Origin of the sequence: Bradyrhizobium erythrophlei (genome assembly GCF_900129425.1) — a bacterium.
Lineage (GTDB): Bacteria > Pseudomonadota > Alphaproteobacteria > Rhizobiales > Xanthobacteraceae > Bradyrhizobium > Bradyrhizobium erythrophlei_C.
The window spans coordinates 6302858-6323296 of sequence record NZ_LT670817.1 but is presented as its reverse complement, the minus strand read 5'-3'; the positions used below and the strand labels follow the sequence as shown (position 1 = coordinate 6323296).

General features: G+C 60.1%; 15 protein-coding genes. 7 read left to right on the top strand and 8 right to left on the bottom strand.

The genetic code is table 11. The features are described 5' to 3' along the window. The first annotated feature begins 110 nt into the window (after nt 1–110). From B5527_RS30300 to B5527_RS30275, 6 genes are all read left to right on the top strand, one after another. Nucleotides 111–3110, top strand: a complete 3000-nt coding sequence (locus tag B5527_RS30300; RefSeq protein ID WP_079604781.1) for a xanthine dehydrogenase family protein molybdopterin-binding subunit — start codon at nt 111–113, stop codon at nt 3108–3110. Beyond that, entirely contained in the window at nt 3107–3919 is an 813-nt protein-coding gene (locus B5527_RS30295; protein WP_079604780.1) for an FAD binding domain-containing protein, read from the top strand. Before B5527_RS30300 ends, B5527_RS30295 begins: the two co-directional genes overlap by 4 nt. Then, nucleotides 3916–4437 (top strand): (2Fe-2S)-binding protein, encoded by a 522-nt coding sequence (locus B5527_RS30290; protein ID WP_079604779.1) that lies wholly within the window; start codon nt 3916–3918, stop codon nt 4435–4437. Before B5527_RS30295 ends, B5527_RS30290 begins: the two co-directional genes overlap by 4 nt. Continuing rightward, nucleotides 4430–5977: an AMP-binding protein gene (locus tag B5527_RS30285; protein WP_079604778.1), complete on the top strand. Its 1548-nt coding sequence runs from the start codon at nt 4430–4432 to the stop codon at nt 5975–5977. Before B5527_RS30290 ends, B5527_RS30285 begins: the two co-directional genes overlap by 8 nt. Nucleotides 5978–5998: 21 nt before the next feature. Further along, the gene (locus B5527_RS30280) at nt 5999–6805 is read left to right on the top strand and encodes an enoyl-CoA hydratase/isomerase family protein (RefSeq protein ID WP_079604777.1); all 807 of its coding nucleotides are present in this window, start codon (nt 5999–6001) and stop codon (nt 6803–6805) included. A gap of 225 nt (nt 6806–7030) precedes the next feature. After that, the gene (locus B5527_RS30275; RefSeq protein ID WP_079604776.1) at nt 7031–8410 is read left to right on the top strand and encodes a patatin-like phospholipase family protein; all 1380 of its coding nucleotides are present in this window, start codon (nt 7031–7033) and stop codon (nt 8408–8410) included. An 89-nt stretch (nt 8411–8499) separates the two neighbouring features. On the opposite strand, the gene B5527_RS30270 is transcribed toward B5527_RS30275, so the two are convergent. The 4 genes from B5527_RS30270 to B5527_RS30250 form a co-directional block, all read right to left on the bottom strand. Next, nucleotides 8500–9081, bottom strand: coding sequence for a hypothetical protein (locus B5527_RS30270; protein WP_245332323.1), 582 nt, complete (start codon nt 9079–9081; stop codon nt 8500–8502). 19 nt (nt 9082–9100) lie between these two features. Continuing rightward, the gene (locus B5527_RS30265; RefSeq protein WP_172842710.1) at nt 9101–9568 is read right to left on the bottom strand and encodes a sterol desaturase family protein; all 468 of its coding nucleotides are present in this window, start codon (nt 9566–9568) and stop codon (nt 9101–9103) included. A 296-nt stretch (nt 9569–9864) separates the two neighbouring features. Further along, a complete protein-coding gene (locus tag B5527_RS30260) occupies nt 9865–10326 on the bottom strand; it encodes an EF-hand domain-containing protein (RefSeq protein WP_079604774.1) in 462 nt (153 codons plus the stop codon). Between the two features lie 1015 nt (nt 10327–11341). Further along, a complete protein-coding gene (locus B5527_RS30250; protein ID WP_079604772.1) occupies nt 11342–12865 on the bottom strand; it encodes a porin in 1524 nt (507 codons plus the stop codon). Between the two features lie 371 nt (nt 12866–13236). Between B5527_RS30250 and B5527_RS30245 the strand changes: the two genes are divergently transcribed. After that, nucleotides 13237–13788 carry a MarR family winged helix-turn-helix transcriptional regulator gene (locus B5527_RS30245; protein WP_079604771.1) on the top strand — a complete coding sequence of 184 codons (552 nt, stop codon included), beginning with the start codon at nt 13237–13239 and terminating at the stop codon, nt 13786–13788. Nucleotides 13789–13809: 21 nt separating this feature from the next. Here B5527_RS30245 and B5527_RS30240 read toward each other — a convergent pair whose 3' ends face one another. From B5527_RS30240 to B5527_RS30225, 4 genes are all read right to left on the bottom strand, one after another. Beyond that, complete coding sequence (locus B5527_RS30240) at nt 13810–14967, bottom strand: alpha/beta hydrolase family protein (protein WP_245332322.1); 1158 nt, start codon at nt 14965–14967, stop codon at nt 13810–13812. A 176-nt stretch (nt 14968–15143) separates the two neighbouring features. After that, nucleotides 15144–17627 (bottom strand): outer membrane protein assembly factor BamA, encoded by a 2484-nt coding sequence (gene bamA, locus B5527_RS30235; protein ID WP_079604770.1) that lies wholly within the window; start codon nt 17625–17627, stop codon nt 15144–15146. 285 nt (nt 17628–17912) lie between these two features. Beyond that, a complete protein-coding gene (locus B5527_RS30230) occupies nt 17913–19247 on the bottom strand; it encodes an ATP-binding protein (RefSeq protein WP_079604769.1) in 1335 nt (444 codons plus the stop codon). Between the two features lie 2 nt (nt 19248–19249). Continuing rightward, the gene (locus B5527_RS30225) at nt 19250–19990 is read right to left on the bottom strand and encodes a response regulator (protein ID WP_079604768.1); all 741 of its coding nucleotides are present in this window, start codon (nt 19988–19990) and stop codon (nt 19250–19252) included. Nucleotides 19991–20439: the final 449 nt, after the last annotated feature.

The window sequence follows — 20439 nt, the reverse complement described above, 5'->3', positions numbered from 1 at the left end:
ATGAAATGAGACGCGATGGTAAGTCCCGAGATCGGCCGGTATGGCGGCGGTCCGCGATGGGGTAAATAAAGTCGCCTGATGCATCCAACATGCACGGGAGGACGTTCGGGATGGCGGAAGCCGCCAGCCACGCATTTGCCAGTCATGAGCCGGGTTCGCTGTGGGTCGGGCGATCGATTCCGCGCGTCGAAGATGCGGCGCTGCTGACCGGACGGGGCCGCTTTATCGACGATCTCGGGGTTCGTCCCGGCACGCTCCACGCGGCGATCCTGCGTTCGCCGCACGCGCACGCCGGTATCGTCTCGATCGAAACGTCCGCGGCAAAGCGAGCGGCCGGGGTCGTCGCTGTCCTCGACGGCGAGGACGTCAAGGCGCTGACCGCGAGCCTGGTGGTTGGCGTCAAGGCGCCGGTACAATGCTGGCCGATCGCGGTCGAGCGCGTGCGGTATGTCGGCGAGCCCGTCGCCATTGTCGTTGCCACCGATCGCTATCTGGCCGAAGACGCGGTTGATTTGATTGAGGTGCAGTACCGGGCGCGACCCGCCGTGGTCGATCCGCTGGCGGCGCTGGATGCGGATGCGCCGGTTCTGCACGACGGCTTTGCCGGCAATGTCGCCAGCGATCGGACCTTTCGCTACGGCGATCCGGAGCAGGCTTTTGCGACGGCAGCGCATCGGATCAGTCTCGACATTCGCTATCCGCGTAATTCCTGCACGCCGATCGAAACCTACGGCGTGGTCGCCGAATATGATCCGGGCGACGACGCCTACGACGTCCTCGCCAATTTCCAGGGTCCCTTCAGCATCCATGCGGTGCTGTCGCGGGCGCTGCGAGTTCCAGGCAACCGCCTGCGGCTGCGAACGCCGCCGGACTCCGGCGGCAGCTTCGGGGTCAAGCAGGGGATTTTTCCCTACATCGTTCTGGTCGCCGCGGCGGCGCGCGCGGCAGGACGCCCGGTCAAATGGATCGAGGACCGGCTTGAGCATCTGACCGCGTCGGTTTCCGCTACCAACCGGGCCACGACGCTCAGCGCCGCCGTCACTGACGACGGCCGGATCCTCGCGCTCGACTGGGACCAGGTCGAGGATTGCGGGGCGCATCTGCGTGCTCCGGAGCCGGCGACGCTCTATCGCATGCACGGCAATCTGACCGGCGCCTACGATATTCGCCATCTCGCGGTTCGCAATCGCGTCGTGGTCACCAACAAGACGCCGACCGGGTTAAATCGCGGCTTCGGCGGCCCGCAGGTCTATTTCGCGCTCGAGCGCCTGGTTCACCGCATCGCGGTCGAACTCGGTCTCGATCCGCTCGACGTCATCAGGCGCAATCTCGTTGCCGCCGATGCCTTTCCGTACCGGACAGCGAGCGGTGCGCTGCTCGACTCCGGCAACTATCAGGAGGCGATCAGGAGCGGAGTCAACGAAGGCGCGCTTGAGGACCTCAAATCGCGCCGTGATGCGGCGCGCGCGCAGGGGCGCCTCTACGGCATCGGCTATACCGCCGTGGTCGAGCCCAGTGTGTCTAACATGGGCTACATCACGACCGTGCTGACGCCGGCCGAGCGTCGCAAGGCCGGCCCGAAGAACGGTGCCCAGGCCACCGCGACGGTCGCTATCGATCCGGTTGGAACTGTCACCGTGCATGTCGCCTCGGTGCCGCAAGGGCAGGGCCACCGCACCGTCCTGTCGCAGGTCGTTGCGGACATATTCGGCCTTGCGCCCGCCGATATCAGGGTCAACACCGAAATGGATACGGTCAAGGATGCCTGGTCAATCGCTTCGGGCAATTACGCCAGCCGTTTCGCGCCCGCCGTCGCGGGTACTGCGAAACTCGCCGCCGAGCGCATCGCGCAACGGCTGGCGCGCATCGCCGCAAGCCAGTTGAATACCGACGTTGACGATATTGGATTCACCGGCGGCCACGTCGGATCGAAGCGCAATCCCGACAACAGAGTATCGTTCTCCCGTCTCGCGGGACTGAGCCACTGGGCGCCGGGCGCGCTGCCCGACGGCGTCGGACAGACGATTCGTGAAACCGTTTTCTGGAGCCCGCCGGAGCTGACCGCCCCGGACGAAGAGGACCATATCAACTCTTCGCTGTGCCACGGCTTCATCTTCGATTTCTGCGGCGTCGAGGTCGATCGGACGACCCTGCAAACGCGGATCGACCGCTACGTCACCATGCACGACTGCGGGACGATCCTGCATCCGGCCATGGTTGACGGGCAAATCCGCGGTGGCTTCGCCCAGGCGATCGGCGCTGCGCTCTACGAGGAATACGCCTACGCCTCCGACGGCAGTTTTCTGACCGGGACTTTCGCCGACTATCTGGTGCCGACGACGGCGGAAGTGCCGGATCCACTCATTCTGCACATGCAAACGCCGTCGCCGTTCACACCGCTGGGGTCGAAGGGCGTTGGCGAGGGCAATTGCATGTCGACCCCTGTCTGTATCGCCAACGCGGTCGCCGACGCGCTCGGCTTGAAAGACGTCGAGTTGCCACTGGTGCCGGCGAAACTCGCGCTAATCTTGCGCGGCGCCGAACCCGCACCGCCGGCTGGGCGCGCAGCCGAGGGAATCGAGAAGCGAAACGGTGACCGGCGTCTGCGCGGCGAAGGAGAGGCGACGGTTGGCGCCCCGGCTGAGCGCGTCTGGGCCATGCTGCTCGACCCCGCGACGCTTCAGGCTGTGATCCCCGGATGCCACAACGTTGATAAAATCTCGGACACGCATTTCCGCGCCGACGTGACGCTCGGCATCGGTCCGGTAAAGGGGCGATACCGCGCCGACGTGAAACTGTCCGATCTCGATCCGCCGCATGCTGTCACGCTGGGCGGGTCCGCCGAAGGCGCGCTCGGATTCGGTGGCGGGGAGGGGCGCATCACCCTCATTCCGACCGAGAATGGCGGCACAACGATCCGCTACGTCTATGAGGCGGCGATCGGCGGCAAGGTGGCGAGCATCGGCGGCCGCCTGCTCGACGGTGCCGCGCGCGTGATCATCGGTCAGTTCTTCGCGGCGCTGGCGCGCAAGGCAGGTGGTGTCGGGGCGGGGCAATCCCGCATCTCCTTGCTGGCGAAGCTGCGCCGCTTGTTCGGAGGCCGTCCATGAAGCCCGCCGCATTCGACTATATCAGAGCCGAACATCTCGACGAAGCGCTCGACGTACTTCGCCAGGAAGGTGGCGACGCGCGCATCATCGCCGGCGGCCAATCGCTGATGGCCATGCTCAACATGCGCCTGGCAAAGCCCAGGACGCTGATCGACATCATGCGTCTTCCCGAATTGACACGCATCGAGAGCAAGGGCGGAACGGTTACGATAGGGGCCGGGGTCCGTCAGGCCACGTTGCTGGATTGGCCGGAACTCGGCCGGAGCCTGCAGCTCGTCGCGCTGGCGTTGCCATGGATCGGTCATGCGCAAACGCGAAGCCGGGGCACCGTTTGCGGTTCGGTCGCGCATGCCGATCCCAGCGCCGAAATGCCGCTGGTGCTGCAGGCCCTCGGTGGCGAGGTGCATCTGCGCAGCGCGAAGCGGCGCCGGCGCGTGACCGCGAAGGACTTCTTCGCCGGCATGATGGCGACCACCCGCGGCGACGACGAACTGATCGAAGCCGTTTCGTTTCCAGCCGTTCGAACGCGCTGCGCATTCCGGGAGGTGGCGCGCCGTCACGGTGACTTCGCCATTGTCGCCTGCGCCGCGGTGGAGACGGCCGATGGCGTGCGCCTCGCTGTGGGGGGAGTCGCCGACATGCCGGCAGCACGGGATTTTCCACGCCTCGAAGGCAGTGCCCTCGACGACGCCTTGAACGGCTTCGCTTACGAACTGGACGCCCGCGACGATGTCCACGCCACGGCGCGATACCGGCGCGACCTGGTGCGCATGATCGGCCGCGAACTGACGCAGGAGGTGCTGCAATGAGCCGATTGCAGGCTGGCCGACGGCACCCCATCCGCTTCTCGCTGAACGGCAGGCCGTGCGCCGGCGAGGCGGAGCCGCGGCTGCTGCTGACCGATTTCCTACGGTATCAAATCGGAGCGACCGGAACCCATGTCGGTTGCGAGCATGGCGTATGCGGCGCTTGCACAGTCGACATCGACGGCAAGGCGGCGCGCGCTTGCCTGACGCTCGCGGTGCAGATCGACGGCTGCGAGCTCCGGACGGTGGAAAGCCTGGCACCGTCGGCGGACCGCCTCGGCATTCTGCAATCGGCATTCAAGCGCAATCACGCGCTTCAGTGCGGCTTTTGCACCGCCGGCATTCTGATGTCGCTCGATTGTTTCCTGCGCGAACACCCACGGCCGGATGAGGAGAGCGTCCGGGGTTTGCTGAGCGGTCACTTGTGCCGGTGCACGGGTTACACGCCGATCGTGCGCGCGGCGCTTGAAGCCGCGGCCGAAATGGCGGGCGATTTGAGCAGAGAGAAATCAGATGCTTGATCTTGGAGCCAGCTTTGTCGCCAGTGTGGCGCGCGACCCCGACGCTCCAGCGATCGTCGACGACGGCGTTCGGCTGACCTACGCCCAATGGTACGGGCGCATCTCCTCGCTGGTGGCTTCCTTCGACCGCATTGGCCTGAAACCGGGCGATCATCTGGTCACGGTGCTGCAGAATTGCGAGGCGGCCGCCACGCTGCACTGGGCCTGTCAACTGGCCGGCATCGTGATCACGCCGGTCAACTGGCGCGCCAAGGCGGACGAACTCGATTTCTATATTGAAAATTCCGAGTCCTGTGCCGTCGTCTACCAGGATGTCTCCGCCCAAGCCGTTGCGCAATCGAAACGCGCGCCGGCTTTGGCACGCATTTGCGCGGGGGGCGGCGACACGGCCGGCGCGTTTGCTTTCGATCGCCTGGCCGCTGAGCCCGCGGCCGACGTGACGCCACGCGTAAGCGCCGAAGCCTGGTCGATCATGCTCTATACATCGGGAACCACATCGCAGCCGAAAGGCGTGCCGCGGCGTCATCGCGCGGAACGGGCCGCGGGCATCGCGCATGTCGCACAAAATCTTTATCGGCGCGGCGAACGTACACTCGGTGTGATGCCGCTCTATCACACCATGGGCGTACGGTCGCTGATCGCGATGTCGCTGATCGGCGGCACATTCGTCTGTCTTCCGCGCTACGACACCAGCCGGGCGCTGTCGCTGATCGAAAAGGAAAAGATCAGTAATCTGTATCTGGTGCCGACGCTCTACCACGATCTGGTCCATGCCCGGGAGTTCGCATCGACCGACGTCTCCAGCGTGCGAAAACTCGGCTTCGCCGGCGCTTCGATGACCGACGGGCTCTTGAAGACGCTGAACGACGCGTTCCAGCCTGATCTGTTCGTCAACCACTATGGCAGTTCGGAAATCTACACCTTCACCATCGACCAGAACGCGCCTGCCAAGCCCGGATCGGCCGGCAAGGCCGGCATCAATCAGGAAATACGGGTGGTCAAGCTGAACGCCAAATCGGCTGCGGACGTGGCGTTACCCAATGAGGAGGGCGAGGTCATCGCGCGGCTGGCCGGCGATGAGTCCTTCGAGGGTTACTGGCGCCGGCCCGACGCCGACGCCAAATCACTGCGCGATGGCTGGTATTTCACCGGCGACACCGGTTTCGTCGATCGCGATGGCGATCTGTTCGTCACCGGCCGTGTCGACGACATGATCATCACCGGAGGCGAAAATGTCTCGCCGGTCGAGATCGAAAGCTGTCTTTCGCTTCATCCGGCCGTGCTCGAAGTCGCCGTGGTCGGTCTTGCCGACGAGAAATGGGGCAAGGTCGTCACGGCGTTTGTGAAGCGCAGGGGCGCCGTCACCGAGCAGGACCTCGAACAATTCTGCCGAACATCCGGGCTTGCGAACTTCAAACGCCCCCGGCGCTTCGTCTTTGTCGATGCCCTCCCGAAATCGCCGGTTGGAAAGCTGCTGCGCCGCCTGCTCGTCGCCGGCGACTATCAACGCGAACAAGCGCCGCCCTCAAGCGCGGCCTGACAACATCAGAAAGGAAGTAACATGTCTTCTCCCTACATTTTCGCCGATCCGCGCCTTGGCAAGCTCGACGGTTTCCAGGTCGAAATCGATGAGGCGCATGAGCGCGCCGACATCATTCTCGACCGGCCGCCCTACAATGTGGTTTCGATGCCGCAGCGTGATCAGTTGCGGCTCGTGTTCGAAACGCTCGATGACGATGCACGGGTTCGCATCATCGTGGTCCGTTCGGTCGGCGAACATTTTTCCAGTGGCGGCAACATCGGTGGCTTCATGGAAGCCTCGCCGGAGACGGTCTCCAGGCTTGCGTGGAATATCGCGTCGCCGACGCGCTGCGCGAAACCAGTGATCGTCGCCAACCGCGGCTATTGCTTCGGGGTCGGCTTCGAGCTGTCGCTGGCTTGCGATTTCCGGATCGCATCGGAGACGACGCTTTACGCGCTGCCGGAGCAGAAGCTCGGCCAGATTCCGGGGTCGGGCGGTTCTGCGCGCCTGCAGAAAATGATCGGTATTACCCGCACCAAGGACATCGTGATGCGGTCGAAGCGTATTTCCGCAAAACAGGCTTTCGATTGGGGCATCGCGACCGAATGCGTGCCCGATGCCGAGCTCGAGAAGGCCACCGACAAGCTGGTCGACGAACTCCGTAGCTTCGCGCCGCTGGCACAGCGGACCGCCAAGAAACTGTTGAACGACACCGAAGATTCGACGCTGACGGTCGCGATCGAACTGGAAGGCCATTGCTACAGCCGCCTGCGTCAGTCGGACGACTTCAAGGAAGGAGTCGAAGCCTTCAATGCCAAACGCCCGCCGAAATTCGTCGGGCGCTGAAAAATAAGTCACATTGATGCGCCATTACGGTCGGGGTGGCGCTGGCGCACATTTTCATCTATCGTGATCGGATCATGGAGCGGATGCTGCGGGTGGCCCTGTAAACGCGAGGCCATCCTGAAAAATCGAGCAGCGAGGACGGCGCCGCGAGAAAACCCCAAAGCCAACATTGATCCGCCCCGACTTCATATCTGAAGTAAACCATTGGGCATGCGAATGCCTCCGATGGAAATATCCGGAAATGTTGACAATCTTCCTGCGGTCACCCCGTTGAGGACAACTTTCCGGTATCTGGGGCAATTTGCTGTTGTGTGGCTGATACTGCGTAGCATCCGGCCAGTCGCCTGTGCCTTGAAGTCAGGACACGAACAGCAAGTCAATGACTTTCGCCGGCTGGTGCGGCGCCTGGCTCGGCTTGCTTTTATCGGTTTCACTGTCTTTTTGACAGCTGGCTGCGCGACGATCTCCCCGCGCAATGTTCTGCCGGAGGCAAGTGCGAGCCAGGTCGAACTCGAAGGATACCATAACATCCGCTTTTGGGGTGACGCGCCGGCTCGGGAAATCGAGGCGATCGTCATGGCGGATATGCCAAAATCGGGAACACGATCGCCGCTTGCCTCGGAACGGCAGCCGGCTGTCTCAAACCTGCTCGCCATATCCGGGGGCGCCGAAGACGGTGCCTTTGGCGCCGGTGTGCTGGTGGGCTGGAGCGATGCGGGCACACGGCCAGTATTCGACCTGGTCACCGGCGTCAGCTCAGGGGCCCTCATTGCTCCGTTTGCATTTCTGGGACGCGATCACGATAGTCAGCTGCGCGAGATTTTTACAAAATACGGCCGAAAGGACATTTTCACCTACAACGTATCGGGATTGCTCGAGGGCTCCTCGTTAACCGACGATGCACCTTTGGCTCGATTGATCGCGAAGTATGTGGACGATTCCTTTCTCCAGGAAATTGCGCGCGAGCGCCTCAAGGGTCGAATTCTGCTGATCGGCACGACCAACCTTGATACGCAACGACCTGTATTGTGGGACATGGGACGCATTGCGATGAGCAACAATCGCGATGCGATCACTCTGTTTCGGAAAATACTACTCGCATCGGCAACCCTCCCAGGGGTTTTTCCGCCTGTCCGAATTCAGGTTCGCGTTGGCGGACAGGACTATGACGAACTGCATGTAGATGGGGGCGTCACCAGACAGGTCTTTATCGCTCCGTCGCTATCTCCGTTTGTTTCCCGCGATCAAAAACCCGGTCGACCGGCGAGGAAGTCGCGATTGTACGTTATTAGAAACGGAAAAATCGATCCCGAATGGCAATCCGTCAATGAGAACGTGTTATCGATTACGCAGCGTTCCATCTCCACGCTTATCAAGAACCAGGGGATTGGAGATCTTTACCGCATCTATTCCGTCACCAAGCGCGAGGGAATAGACTTCAACCTTGCGAGCATTCCATCCGACTTTACCGATACCAGCAAAGAACCGTTCGACCAGAGATATATGATTTCGCTTTTCGATCGCGGCTATGATCTCGCAAGCCACAATTACTCATGGGCGAAGGCGCCTCCAGGGATGGACCTGGCAACTCAGGCTCATAACTAAACGCCTTCACGATCGTGCAGACTGCGGCGTCGCGCCGGCAGACCTGCACTAACAGTAACTCCATCAGCCCATCGGGGTCGAACGCAGCATCATTGGGGATCTCGAACAAGGTCGATCGAAACTTGCGAAACCCACGCTCCGGGTGCTTCCATCACGAATGTTTGGCGGTCCCCTTTTGTGCGAACCGTCAGCAGGGCAACGATCGTATCGCTCTCGACTTTCGCTTCGATAAGGCCGTTGACGTTTTGCCCCGAGACCCTGCCTCCCTGCCGATATTGGCTTTCAAACCAGTTCCCCGAAAGGTTGGTGCCGTTTTGATCAATGTTGGCACTCAAATCCATTTTGTAAGCATCGCTGGCGCAGCGCACATTCATTTTCACGGACTGACCCGCGTTCTTGACATTGTAGTCAACTTTGCACCGGACGCGCTCGCGCGCTCCATCCGATGGCTTCATCGAACCGCTGCCTGACCATGAACCAGCCACGTTGCCGAAGCCTGGCTCGGCGCAAGCCGGAGCGGCGGCAAGAACTGTCATCAAGAGCGAACAGCGCAGCATTCGATGAATGATGGCCCGATTCCAAAACATTGATCGTTTCCTTACCACCGCGATTACCGTCGGCGCCGTCAGCGTTTCTCCAAAAAACGCGATCAGTCCGAAGAGATCGTTCATCGATATTACTTGCTTCGCGTCACCGAAGCATCGTTCCGAAAACCAGATCCCACAACTTTGTTGAGACACCGTAGTTTCGGTGCGCAAACCTGTGATGGTCGAGGTGATGTTTCAGCAGGGAAGCCGGGAGAATCGCAGGGCTATGATGGGAGCAATAGTGGACCAATAAATACCATGCGTAATCGACAAGAGCGCCGGCCAGAGCGTCGGCTCCCGTCATCAAGTAGAACACGCCGAAGCCTAGCCATATTTGCCAGAAGATCTTGTCCACAGCGTCTTTTGGGCGTGCGTGATGAATCCGGTGCTGTACCGGCGCGATGGAATGCAACACAAAGCGATGGGTGAGGTATTCAGCCAGCGAGAAGGCCGCGACACCGCAGCAGAACAGAACAGCAGCAATGGATGGCTTAAGAGGTGAGGTAGCCAGCAATACGATGGCAAGGGCAGTCGCGAAAATAAGCTCGCCGAAGTAAATGGCGACGGTCATTGTAGGCACCAGACACATCGTCTGGTTCCAGAGCCTCCTTCCATGTAGTTCAGCGCGCATCTCACTCCGCCATGGAATTGGCCGTCCTGCTCTGATTGTAGTTCAGATTTTCTGGCTGACCACCCACCGTGGTGAGTGGTTGCGATCAAATCATTGCGGGTGCGTCCTTTTTTCGGTCCACAGACTGTCGGAAACAGCACGATGTCTCACTTTCGCGCGCCCAGGGATTATCAGGAGCGTTGACGACGGCGTTAACGAACCGAGATCTCCGGATTAGGGCCGTCGGTGTTTCACTGTCAGAATTTCTTGCCCCTGCCATTCGTCGGCTTCTGATCAGTGTTTGCGCCTTTCATTTCGTCCGGTGTGACGCGGCAGTCACCGTTCTTGTCGTACTGCAAAATAAACTCACTTGGCTTGTCGACAAACTCGCTGCGGGTGATCTTTCCATCCTGGTTCTCATCGAAGTAGCCGAAGTCCGCGTCGGCGAGGGCGATTCCAGCCCGACGGATGATTGCGAATTCGGACGGATCGAGATGCCCGTCGCGGTTGCGATCGGCCAGGTTGAATAGCCGATCAAGGTAGCTCTTCCACTCGTCGCAGGTGTAGATGCCATCGTGATTGGCGTCCCAGATGTCGGGTCCGTTCGTCGACGGGGCGTCTTTTGTAGGGCGGGGGCCACGGGCGGCGCCGCCGGTCGGAACGGATTGAGCAGAGGCATAGGGTGCGGTCGCAAGAAGCAACCCCACGGCGATGGTCATGCCGCGAACGGACGTTGTACGTGACAAATCTCTCTCCTGTCTTCGCCCCAGCAACTGCCAAACAGCACGGTTGCTTCCGGCGAAATTAAGGACCGATCCGGTAGCAGAAATGTTCCGTTACAATCGCGAGATCACAAATGGCAAACCCCGATGGGATTCGGCGCCCGCAATTGCAGGCTTCTCCACGGGAGTCTCCGTCCAGCAAGGTCTGATTCCATTCCCGGCAACGGCCCCGATAGTATCCTGGAGCTCTGTACCGATAAGCCGGTCGTCGATTGCGAATCTGTTCCCGTTCGATGCGCTCCTTGCCGCTTTCCATGCAGCGGCGCACTGCATGCGGCTGCCGCGCGCATCAAGGAGGCTGTCACGCGATTGCGCCTGAGAGGCCGCATGCGCGGTAACAAAGGGAACGATTGTTTAAGCGCGAGGCTCGTTCAAAAGGGAGGGCGTTGTCGAACCACGCTCCGGCGGCTTCCGCTTACCGGGTTCGCAACCGCACGGTCCCATAAATCGCGTTCAGGAAAGCGAACGTTCATCGCCAAACGGCAGCTCCAGCAATTTATCGAGCCGCACAAACGAGGCCATCAAATTAAAAACCTCCGGCAGGGCATTGCCGGAGGTTTCGGAGGTTAAACATAAGGTAGCTTTTGGTCTCCCCCTGGCTAAGGGCCGTCAAACCATTTGCCGGCTATCTGGACTGGAATAATACATGATTTAGATGATTGAGTGCAATACCTGAGTTAGTAATATTTTATTCAGAAGTCGAACGCGCGTCGGATCGCATGATGCATTGGCGCAAAGAGCCCCGCCGGGGACTGCTCTTCGACAGTCGTCAGACGATCGAATCAGAGGTTACGCTGAGCGCGTTGAAGGACACGGGTATCCCCGTCATTATGCCCGGACGGCGGAGTCGTGCGGCGCCCCAAGGGTCTTTTCTTCTGTAAGGCAGCCGCAACGCAAAGAAAAACTCCCGGCGGTTTCCCGCCGGGAGCTTTTTTATTGTCGACAATCTCGATCAGAAATTGCGTTGTGCGCGGACACCGACAGATACGGTGCCCTGGTCCTTGAACTGGTAGACTGCTACTGGCGTGGCGCCTCCCGCGCTCACCGGAGCGGTCGTCCCGGACATGTTCTGGTACAGCTGCGTATACAGGACTTCGCCGGAGAACGTCAGGTTCTGGACCGGTGTCCAGCGGGTTACGACACCAAGCTGGGCGATCTTGAAGTCCGGGTTGCAAGTATAGCTCGTGCCCAGACCCAAAACCGCGGTGCCCATGCCTGCACAGAACAGTGCTTTGCCAGCACCATTATAGCTAAGGGCCGAGAAACTGCCGAACAGCGAAGTCGACCAATAGGGATTCCAGTTGTGGTTATAACCACCACGGACGCCCCAAGCGTTGGTCTTCTCGATCTGGCCGCCCGGTCCGAAGATACCATCCGCAGCCGTCGCGAACCCTATGCTCTGGAAGGCACCGGCAGCGCTGGTGCCGCCGAACATCGAAAAGGAGTTCGGGGAAACGCCACCAATGACATAACGAGACGCGCCATTTGCAAAGGTGGTGTCGATGTTGATGCTGTCGCCGGGTCCAGTCGGGATATTCTTGATCGACAACGCCAGCATCCCGGCGAAGCCCCATGCATCGGAGGGATGGCCGGAGGTTTCGTTGGATGGAATATAATAAGACGCGTGAATATCATGCGCCGCAACCGACGCCTGGAACAGGCCCCAGGCCTGATCCACCCGGAGCTGCCCGACGATATCGGGGACTGCCGAGCCGCCGTAGAAGCTGCCGTACGTTCCCGTATTGGTCGGATTACCCATCCCCGTACCGGACAGCCAAGTTGCAGCAGTGTTATAGGTTGCCGCTGGGCCAGCCCCCGCAACGACTCCTAGCAGCTGCGACTGATCATAGGCCTGCGAATCTTCCAAGCTGATCGTACCCGACACGCCGTTACCGAACGACGCGGTGTAGGCGAGTTGGTTGATGCCTGTCACGTCGTCCTCACCGCCGATGAGGTACGAGGTCAAGTTGCCGCCGGGATAACCGGTCCAGGGCGTGCTGAACTCGGACACGGCCTTACCCATCGTGAAGCCTGCGAACTGGATGAAGGCGTAGTAGATGCCAGCCGAAGCACCACCGCCGGCGATCGAGTCTGTGCCGGTCGTCCAGTTGAACGTCGCGTCGAAATACGTGCGAACGACACCGTATTCGGTGGAGGTGCGGGTATCGATGTCGAGGTCCTGACGAACGCGGCTGATGTACTGGTTGCGTTGCCGGGTGTCCTGACCGGCGGCTCCGCTCCATGACGGATCGTTATATGCGCCACCGCCGTTGAACGTGGTGTCGATACGCATATAGCCACCCAGCCTGATGCAGGTATCGGTGCCCGGAATGTAGTAGAAACCCGAACCATACAGGGAGCAAACCTTCACGTACTCGACCGCTTTGGCCTTGACGGGAAGATCGGCCGCCTGTGCCCCGCTCATGGCGATCAGACCCGCCGCTGAGCCGAGGAAAAGGCTCTTAACCAACTTCATGTTAACCTCCAAGTTGTGCTGCAGGGAAGGTTCCGGATCCGCAGGGTCAAAACACCCTGAGGTTGGCTCCCTTGCCCCCTGAAAAACCGCTCAGCCGCTTCGCGCTTTCGGACACTCCCGCATGAACGCGAGGGACTTATGCGAACCACCTAGAACGGGACGACCCGGGTTCTTCCCTGTCGACAATGTGAACAGTGCAAGATAAACTCAGTGGAGTAAAATACATTAGCAACACAGCTAATTACTTCATTCAGATGCGTGCTTTTTGAGCAACACTGTCTAAATCGGTTTTTCCGGGGGTGATTTGCCTGCTCGAATCTGCTAACTAATTGACCTAACAACCTCATTCGAGGTCCGCGAGGTCCACCGTCATGGCTAACCGACCGGTTTCCCCCAAGCGAGTTTCATCCGGTCGGTCCGCCAAGGGCGGCAGCCAGGGTGGCGCAAATGCGACAGGTCAAAACCAGGATCTGGTCCGGGAGTTCATTTGGGACATCGTTTCGATCAATACCCACTTCGAGGAAATCCGTTACATGCTGGCGCGGATGCTGGGAATCAGCGGGCCGCAATGGCTGATTCTCATGGCAATAAGTGATCTTGATCGAGGTGACGGGGTATCAGTCAGGGTAGTTTCGGAAAAGCTTCACGTCGACCCGTCGTTTGTTACGACTCAGAGCAAGAGTCTCGAAAAACACGGGTTCATGCGACGGATCACTTCTGTTGACGATGCGCGTGTCGTCTTGATGTCTCTGACGGACAAGGCGTGCAAACAAATTGCGAGTCTTTCCTTGCACCAGGAAAGGCTCAATGAGTACATTTTTTCAGAGCTGGACGATCGCGCGCTCGAAGACATAACGGGCAAACTTACAGTGCTCAAAAATCGTCTTGAGAAGGCCTCGTTAAGGTTCGCGGCGGAAATCTGACGATCATCGCTTTCCCTAAACTCATGTCGTCGCCCCGTTTGTGCCGAGGCGAGCCGCTATCCAGTCAAAGATAAATTCATTTCCAATCGTCGGGTTATCGATTTGCGCGTGCGACGCGGCCGTTTCGGCGGCCGAGAAAATCTTCAGGCTGATATCGATCCCCGATTTCTTGAGATAGCTGTAGAATTTGGCGGCGTAATTGGTTTCCAGCCAATCACACTCACCCAGCGTCACCAGAATTGGGCATCTGATCCTCTTCGCGATGCTATAACGCCACAATTTCGAAACCTGGTCTTCGATCGATTCCTGATTGTTGCGACCGGAAATCCGCTTCAACAGAAACGCCCGTTCGTGCAGATCCCAAATTCCGCCATCGCAAACAGCGGCCCTGAGCCGGTGGTCTATGGCTGCTGCTCGCGACGCAAAGGAAGCGCCCAGACCCTCTCCGAAAATCGCAATCCGTTCAACGTCAACGTCGGCACGACTTGCAAGATAGTCTACCCAGCAGCTGATGGACATTTCGAGATCATTTGGTCCAACCACGCTGTCGCCTCGCGGACAAACCCCTTGTCCCGGAAGATCGACCACAAGCAAGGATAGATTTCGGGCGTGTGCGTGACGCGGCATCTTATAGAGATGTTCCTCCTTCAGATGATCCGGCCCACCGATGGAGATGACGACAGGTGCTTGAGGCGCAGACCCTGGAGCCCGGAGAAAATAACCGTGCATTGGGCTGCCGCCGGAGCCGGGGATTTGGATAATCTCGCCTTTGGGTGCCAAATAGCTGAGATAAAGATGCGAACATAATTGCATCTGTTCGAGAATGTAGCCGCGTCTTCTGTCATCGGTGTTGAGGAAGTGCTCCGCGGTGCGATAGTAATTTGACGCCCGCAGCCAGTTACCCTTTGCGGTATTGGTGTTGCCCTGCTGAAGTGCGAGGTCGCCCCTTCTCTTGCAGGTATCCGCTAATTTCTTCCACTCCCGATGCCAGCTCTCATCATCGCCTGGCGTAATGCGGGTCGCCGTGAGAAAGCACTCGGATATTGTGCTGCCACCTTCCTGTGCAGTACCCAATAATTGCATGAAGCGATGGGAGTAATCTTCGTTGTCCGGCCAGTGCATCCAGCCACGCCGGTCATAGCGTGGAGCTGACTCCCGGGCGGGGTTGACCATCAACATGATAGTGGCCCTCTTACGAGGTGCTTCTCAAAGACCACGGTCAACTCCGATGTTGGCTGGTAGCGCATTAAAAATCCTGGTTCATATCGGTCGCCGAGGTTCGCCAGCAGCCGGCATCGGCACGCAGCCCGCCGCCCGCCATACCCACCCGAAGCGATATATTCTGGAGTTGGGTATCAAAACGAAGTCCCGCCGCTGAACTTGAATTGCTGCACGATGTCGTACTTACCCATCGTGATCGGGATTGCGTAATCGAAGCGCAGAGGCCCGAACGGCGATTGCCAGATCAGGCCGACGCCGACCGAGGTGCGGATAATATTGGAATCGTCGTACACCATTGCGCACTTGCAAGCGCTGTTGTTGACTTCACCCGTGGCGGCCCAACTCGTAGGCCCCTGATAGTCCCAGAGCGATCCCGCATCGGCATAGACAGCGCCTTTAAGACCGACCTCTTTCGGGAGGAACCAGAACGGCATCTGCAATTCAGCCGATGCGCCCCAATATTTGGTGCCGCCCAACGCATCGCCGTATCCGGTGTAGGGGTAGAAGGTAAGATCGCGCGGGCCTATCCCGTTCGGAGCAAAGCCGCGGACAAGATTGGGCCCCATCTGGAATTGGTCAAGCATTCGAAGCTGGCTGTTGCCGACGCTGTTGAGCGTGCCGGCCTGGACGTGGACCAGTCCGACAATATCGGCAACCAGCGGCGCGTAGTACTTGCCGTCGATCGCGGATTTCAAGTAGCTGACGTCGCCTCCAACACCGGCAAAGTCCTGCTTGAAGTCGATGAGCAGACCGTCGGTCGGATTCTTGGTGTTATCGAGTGTGTTGTAGTCCAGCGAATAGCCTACCGACGAGGTCAACGTTGGGCCGCCTGCCAGTTCTTTCCGAACCGGCAGTGAAGACTCACCGTCCGCCAGACAGCCCGGAAGCAGGCCGGCCTGGGCATTGCCGGTGGGGTCATGGCCGTGATCAACCGAATTGATATAAGCCGGCGTCGGATCAAATGCCGGCCCCGGGATGTTGTTGCAGTTGTCGAGCGTGCTGGGCAGCGTGATTGACTGCTGATAGAGCGAATAGCGAAGCTGCAAGGACAGATCTTCGCGCAAGGCGAAACCGAGCCGCGGACTGAAGCCGATGGTGTTGGTGCCGTACGAAATGTAATCGTTGGCAAGCTGCTCCCGATAGTACAGGTCAAGACCAAGCGCAACGCGGTAGTCCAGCAGGTAAGGCTCGACGAAGGAAAGCGAGGCCCCGCGCGCGTATTCCCCGTAGGTTACCGATGCTTTCGCAAACAGGCCGCGGCCGAGGAAGTTACGCTCGGAGACGCTGACCTCGGCAAGCGGACCGTCGGTGGTCGAATAGCCGCCTGATACCGAGAAGTCGCCGGTGGATTTCTCCTCGAGATCGACCACGAGAATCACACGATCGCTCGATGAACCGGGCTCGGTCGTGATCTTCACGCTCTTGAAGAAATCAAGGTTCTTGAGGCGCCGCTCGGCGCGATCGACCAGCGCGCGGTTGTACGCATCGCCCTCGGAAATATCGAATTCGCGGCGGATCACATAGTCGCGGGTGCGGGTATTGCCGCGCACGTCGATGCGCTCGATATAGGTCCGCGGGCCTTCGTCGACGGCAAAAGTGATCGAAACGGTATGGGCCTCGAAATTGCGGTCGCCACGCGGCCGCACGACGGCAAAGGCATAACCCCGCCGCGAGGTCTCGATCTGCATTTCCTCCACCGTCTTCTCCAGCGCCTCGGCGTTGTAGAGCGACCCGACGCTGACGCGCGAGAAGCTGCGGAGGTCGTTTCCGTCAAGGGTGGGAATGCTGGACTGGATATTGACCGACGAGACGCGATACTGCTGGCCCTCCTCGATCTTGAAGGTCACCAGGAAGCCCTTGCGCGCCGGATCGTATTCCGTCAGCGCGGCCACCACCTGCACGTCCGCAAAGCCGTTCTTCAAATAAAACCGGCGAATCAGGTCGCGATCGGCTTCGACCCGGTCCGGATCATAGACGTCACCGCCGCCGAGGAAGCTCAGCAGGTTTGACTCGTGGGTCTTGATGATGTCCTTGAGGCGATACGACGAATAAGCGTTGTTGCCGATGAACTCGACCGACTTGACGCTGGTTTTCTCGCCCTCGACGATCGTGAAAATCAGATCGACGCGGTTGTTCGGCTGTTCGATGATTTCGGGAGTGACGCTCACGTCATAGCGGCCGGAGTGGCGGTAGGCCTCGGAGATGCGCTGGGCATCGGACTGGACCATGGGACGCGACAGCGTACCCTGTGCCTTGGATTGGATTTCGCCCGTAAGCTGTTCGTCCTTGATCTTCTTGTTGCCCTCGAAGGCAATGCGGCCGATCACCGGGTTTTCGATCACCGTCACCAGCAGGTGACCGCCGGTCTGGCTGATCTTGACGTCCTGAAACAGGCCGGTCTCGATCAGCGCCTTCAGGCCGTCGTCGATTTCGGCCTGATCCAGCCGCCCACCGGGATCCGCCTTGAAATAAGACCGGATGGTTTCGATCTCGACACGCCGGTTGCCCGCGACCTCGATCGAAGCGACGGACTGGGCGACAGCAAACGACGATACCAGCATGACGCACACCACCAGGGCGGCCAAAAAGCCTGCCCGAACTCGCATTCCAACATTCATCCGCAACGCGCCCCTTGTCATTCCGAACGGCACGTAAGGTGCGCATGTGGCTAAAAAATCTCCGAAATGTTTCCGATCGTTTTAAAGTATTGCTTGATGGTGATTAAGACCTCCAACGCTCGTTACGTTGGCGCTGCTTTCGATCACGAATCAGTCAACCACCATCTCGCTGTCTTGTCCGTTTAAGGCAAGATATCGACACGCCCGATTCACAACGACGTGAGCTTACTCCTCGTTGTGCGAAGTATGGCAAGGCGACGATCGAAAACTTAACGTTGGGCGTGCTCAGGCGGCTGCCTGCCAGCTTTGCTGGCGCACCGGCAATTCGATGCGAACGATCAATCCATGCGGTTGCCGGTCGTGGAGCGTCAGCTCGCCGCCATGCGCCAGCACGATGGCGCGCGCAATGGAAAGCCCGAGGCCAAAACCCGCAGCCTCATCCATATTCCGGGCGTCGTCGCCGCGCACGAACGGTTCGAGCATGGCAGCCTTGCGCGCATCGGCGATGCCGGGGCCATCGTCCTCGATCTCGATCGTCGCGGTGTCCGGCGACACAATGAGGCGGATGGTGGCCTCCGCGCCGAACCTGACCGCGTTCTCGACCAGGTTGGTAATGCTGCGATGCAGATCGTCGGGGCGGACCGTGGCCATGGCGTGGCCGGGTCCGTCGTAAGCGATCTTGTGCCCCATGTCGCCGAATTGATCGGTGACGAGCTGCAGCGTGGTCGCGATGTCGACCAGCGTCATGGATTCGAGTTTGCCGTCGTTGCGCAGGAAAGAAAGCACGGATTCCAGCATCGAGCGCATCTGGTCGAGATCATCCAGCATGCGGCTGCGGTGCGTATCGTCCTCGATGAATTCGGAGCGCAGGCGCATCCGGGTGATCGGCGTGCGCAGATCGTGACTGATGGCGGCCAGCATTTTGGTGCGGTCGTCGATCAAAGCGGTGATGCGCTCCCGCATCCGGTTGAGCGCCTTCGCCACCGAGCGAATTTCTGCAGGCCCGCGTTCGGGCAGCGGTGCCGCGGCGCCGTTCAGGCTGAAGTTCTCGGCGGCTTTCGCGAATGACGACAGCGGCGCCGTCAAGGCCCACGCCGCCCACAAGCCGAGCAAGGTGACGCTGATGGCGCCAAACAGCAAGGTCACGATCCATGGTCTGATCCAGAACGGAAGTTGCCGTTCGTCCGGCGGGAGCTTTGCCGAAATCATCGTGCCGTCCGGCAGCGCGATGCCGACCTGGTGGCTGCTTTCGTCGTGCGCGAGCGAAAAGATCCGGTAGCTGCTGCCGAGGCGGCGATGCAGACTACGCAGGTTGAACTTGTCCAGTTCGTCCACCGCGGCAGCGGGACCCGCTGGAAGGCTTTCGATCTCCAGTTGCGGGAATGCCCGCGCGATGTCGGCAAACAGCGCTGGCCGTCCGGCCGCGGGCGCCGCCCCGAGAAGCTGGACCACTGGAACCAGCTGACTGTGTCCTTGCTCGAACGGCGGATCGAACCGGTCCGGCCGGTGGATCAGAAAGGTTGCGGTGATGATCAGATGGATGGCGATGATCGAGGCGGCCACCAGCGCCGCGATCTGTCCGCTGATACCCCTGAGATTCAGGAAACCTGCCAGCTTCATGATCAGCCGCTTGCCGGGGTCGTGACCGCATCCACGGTGGGAGTGAACAAATAGCCGCCGGAGCGCACCGTCTTGATCATGGTGGCGTCCTGCGGATCGGTTTCGATCTTGCGCCGGATGCGGCTGACCAGCACGTCGATGCTGCGCTCGAATGAACCGGCGCTGCGGCCGTTGGTGAGATCGAGCAGGCTGTCGCGCGACAGCACGCGGCCCGGCCGCTCGCAAAAGGTTCGCAGCAGGTCGAATTCGGCGCTGGTCATCGCGACCCGCGCGCCCGCCGGATCGCGCAGTTCGCGCAGCCGGAAATCGATCCGCCAGCCCAGAAAGGTCAGCGCGGTGGCGCCATTGCTGGTGCTGACGGTCTGCGCGGCGGCCTGGCGGCGCAGCACCGCGTTGATCCGGGCCAGCAATTCGCGCGGATTGAACGGCTTGGCCAGATAGTCGTCGGCGCCCATTTCAAGTCCGAGAATCCGATCGACATCCTCGCCGCGCGCGGTGAGCATGATGATCGGAATTTGCGATTCCGCGCGGACCTTGCGGCACAGGCTGAGGCCGTCTTCACCCGGCAGCATTACGTCGAGGATCAGAAGATCGACGCGATGGTCGGCCATCGCCCGCGCCATTTCGCGTCCGTCGTTCGCCGTCGTCACGTTGCAGGCGTTGGTGCGCAGGTATTTTGCAATCAGCGTTCGCGTCTCGCGGTCGTCTTCGACGATAAGTATGTTCGGCGATGCCGTGGCCATGCGCACCTATTGTTGCAGATTCAGGGAAACACCGGCGAAGGATTTTTGTTTCGGAGTGTTTCCGGCGCCACCTTCACAGCATGAGGCAACATACCGTTAAGGCAATAAAAAGGCGCTCTTCCGCGTCATTGTTGAAGCCGCGTGGCTGCAGCGGATAGCACCACTGGCGCGTACAAAATCCATTTAGTGGCTCGCAAAGCGACTTTAACTCTGCACTCACATACGACGGGTCATTATCAAGTTTGCAGCTCGCGACGAATACGGCGCGTTGACGAAGAGCGTCGACTCCGCCCGGCGAACTGGTGATGAGCCATCCTAACGACGCGCCGGACGCGTCGCCGCTTGCGCCGGCGCCAGCACTGACTGCCTGGGCGCCGTTCCGGGCCGCTCCCTCAGCGAATCGCTGCAGATCGGCGATAGTGTCGTGGGAAAAGGAAGCGCGCCGCCAA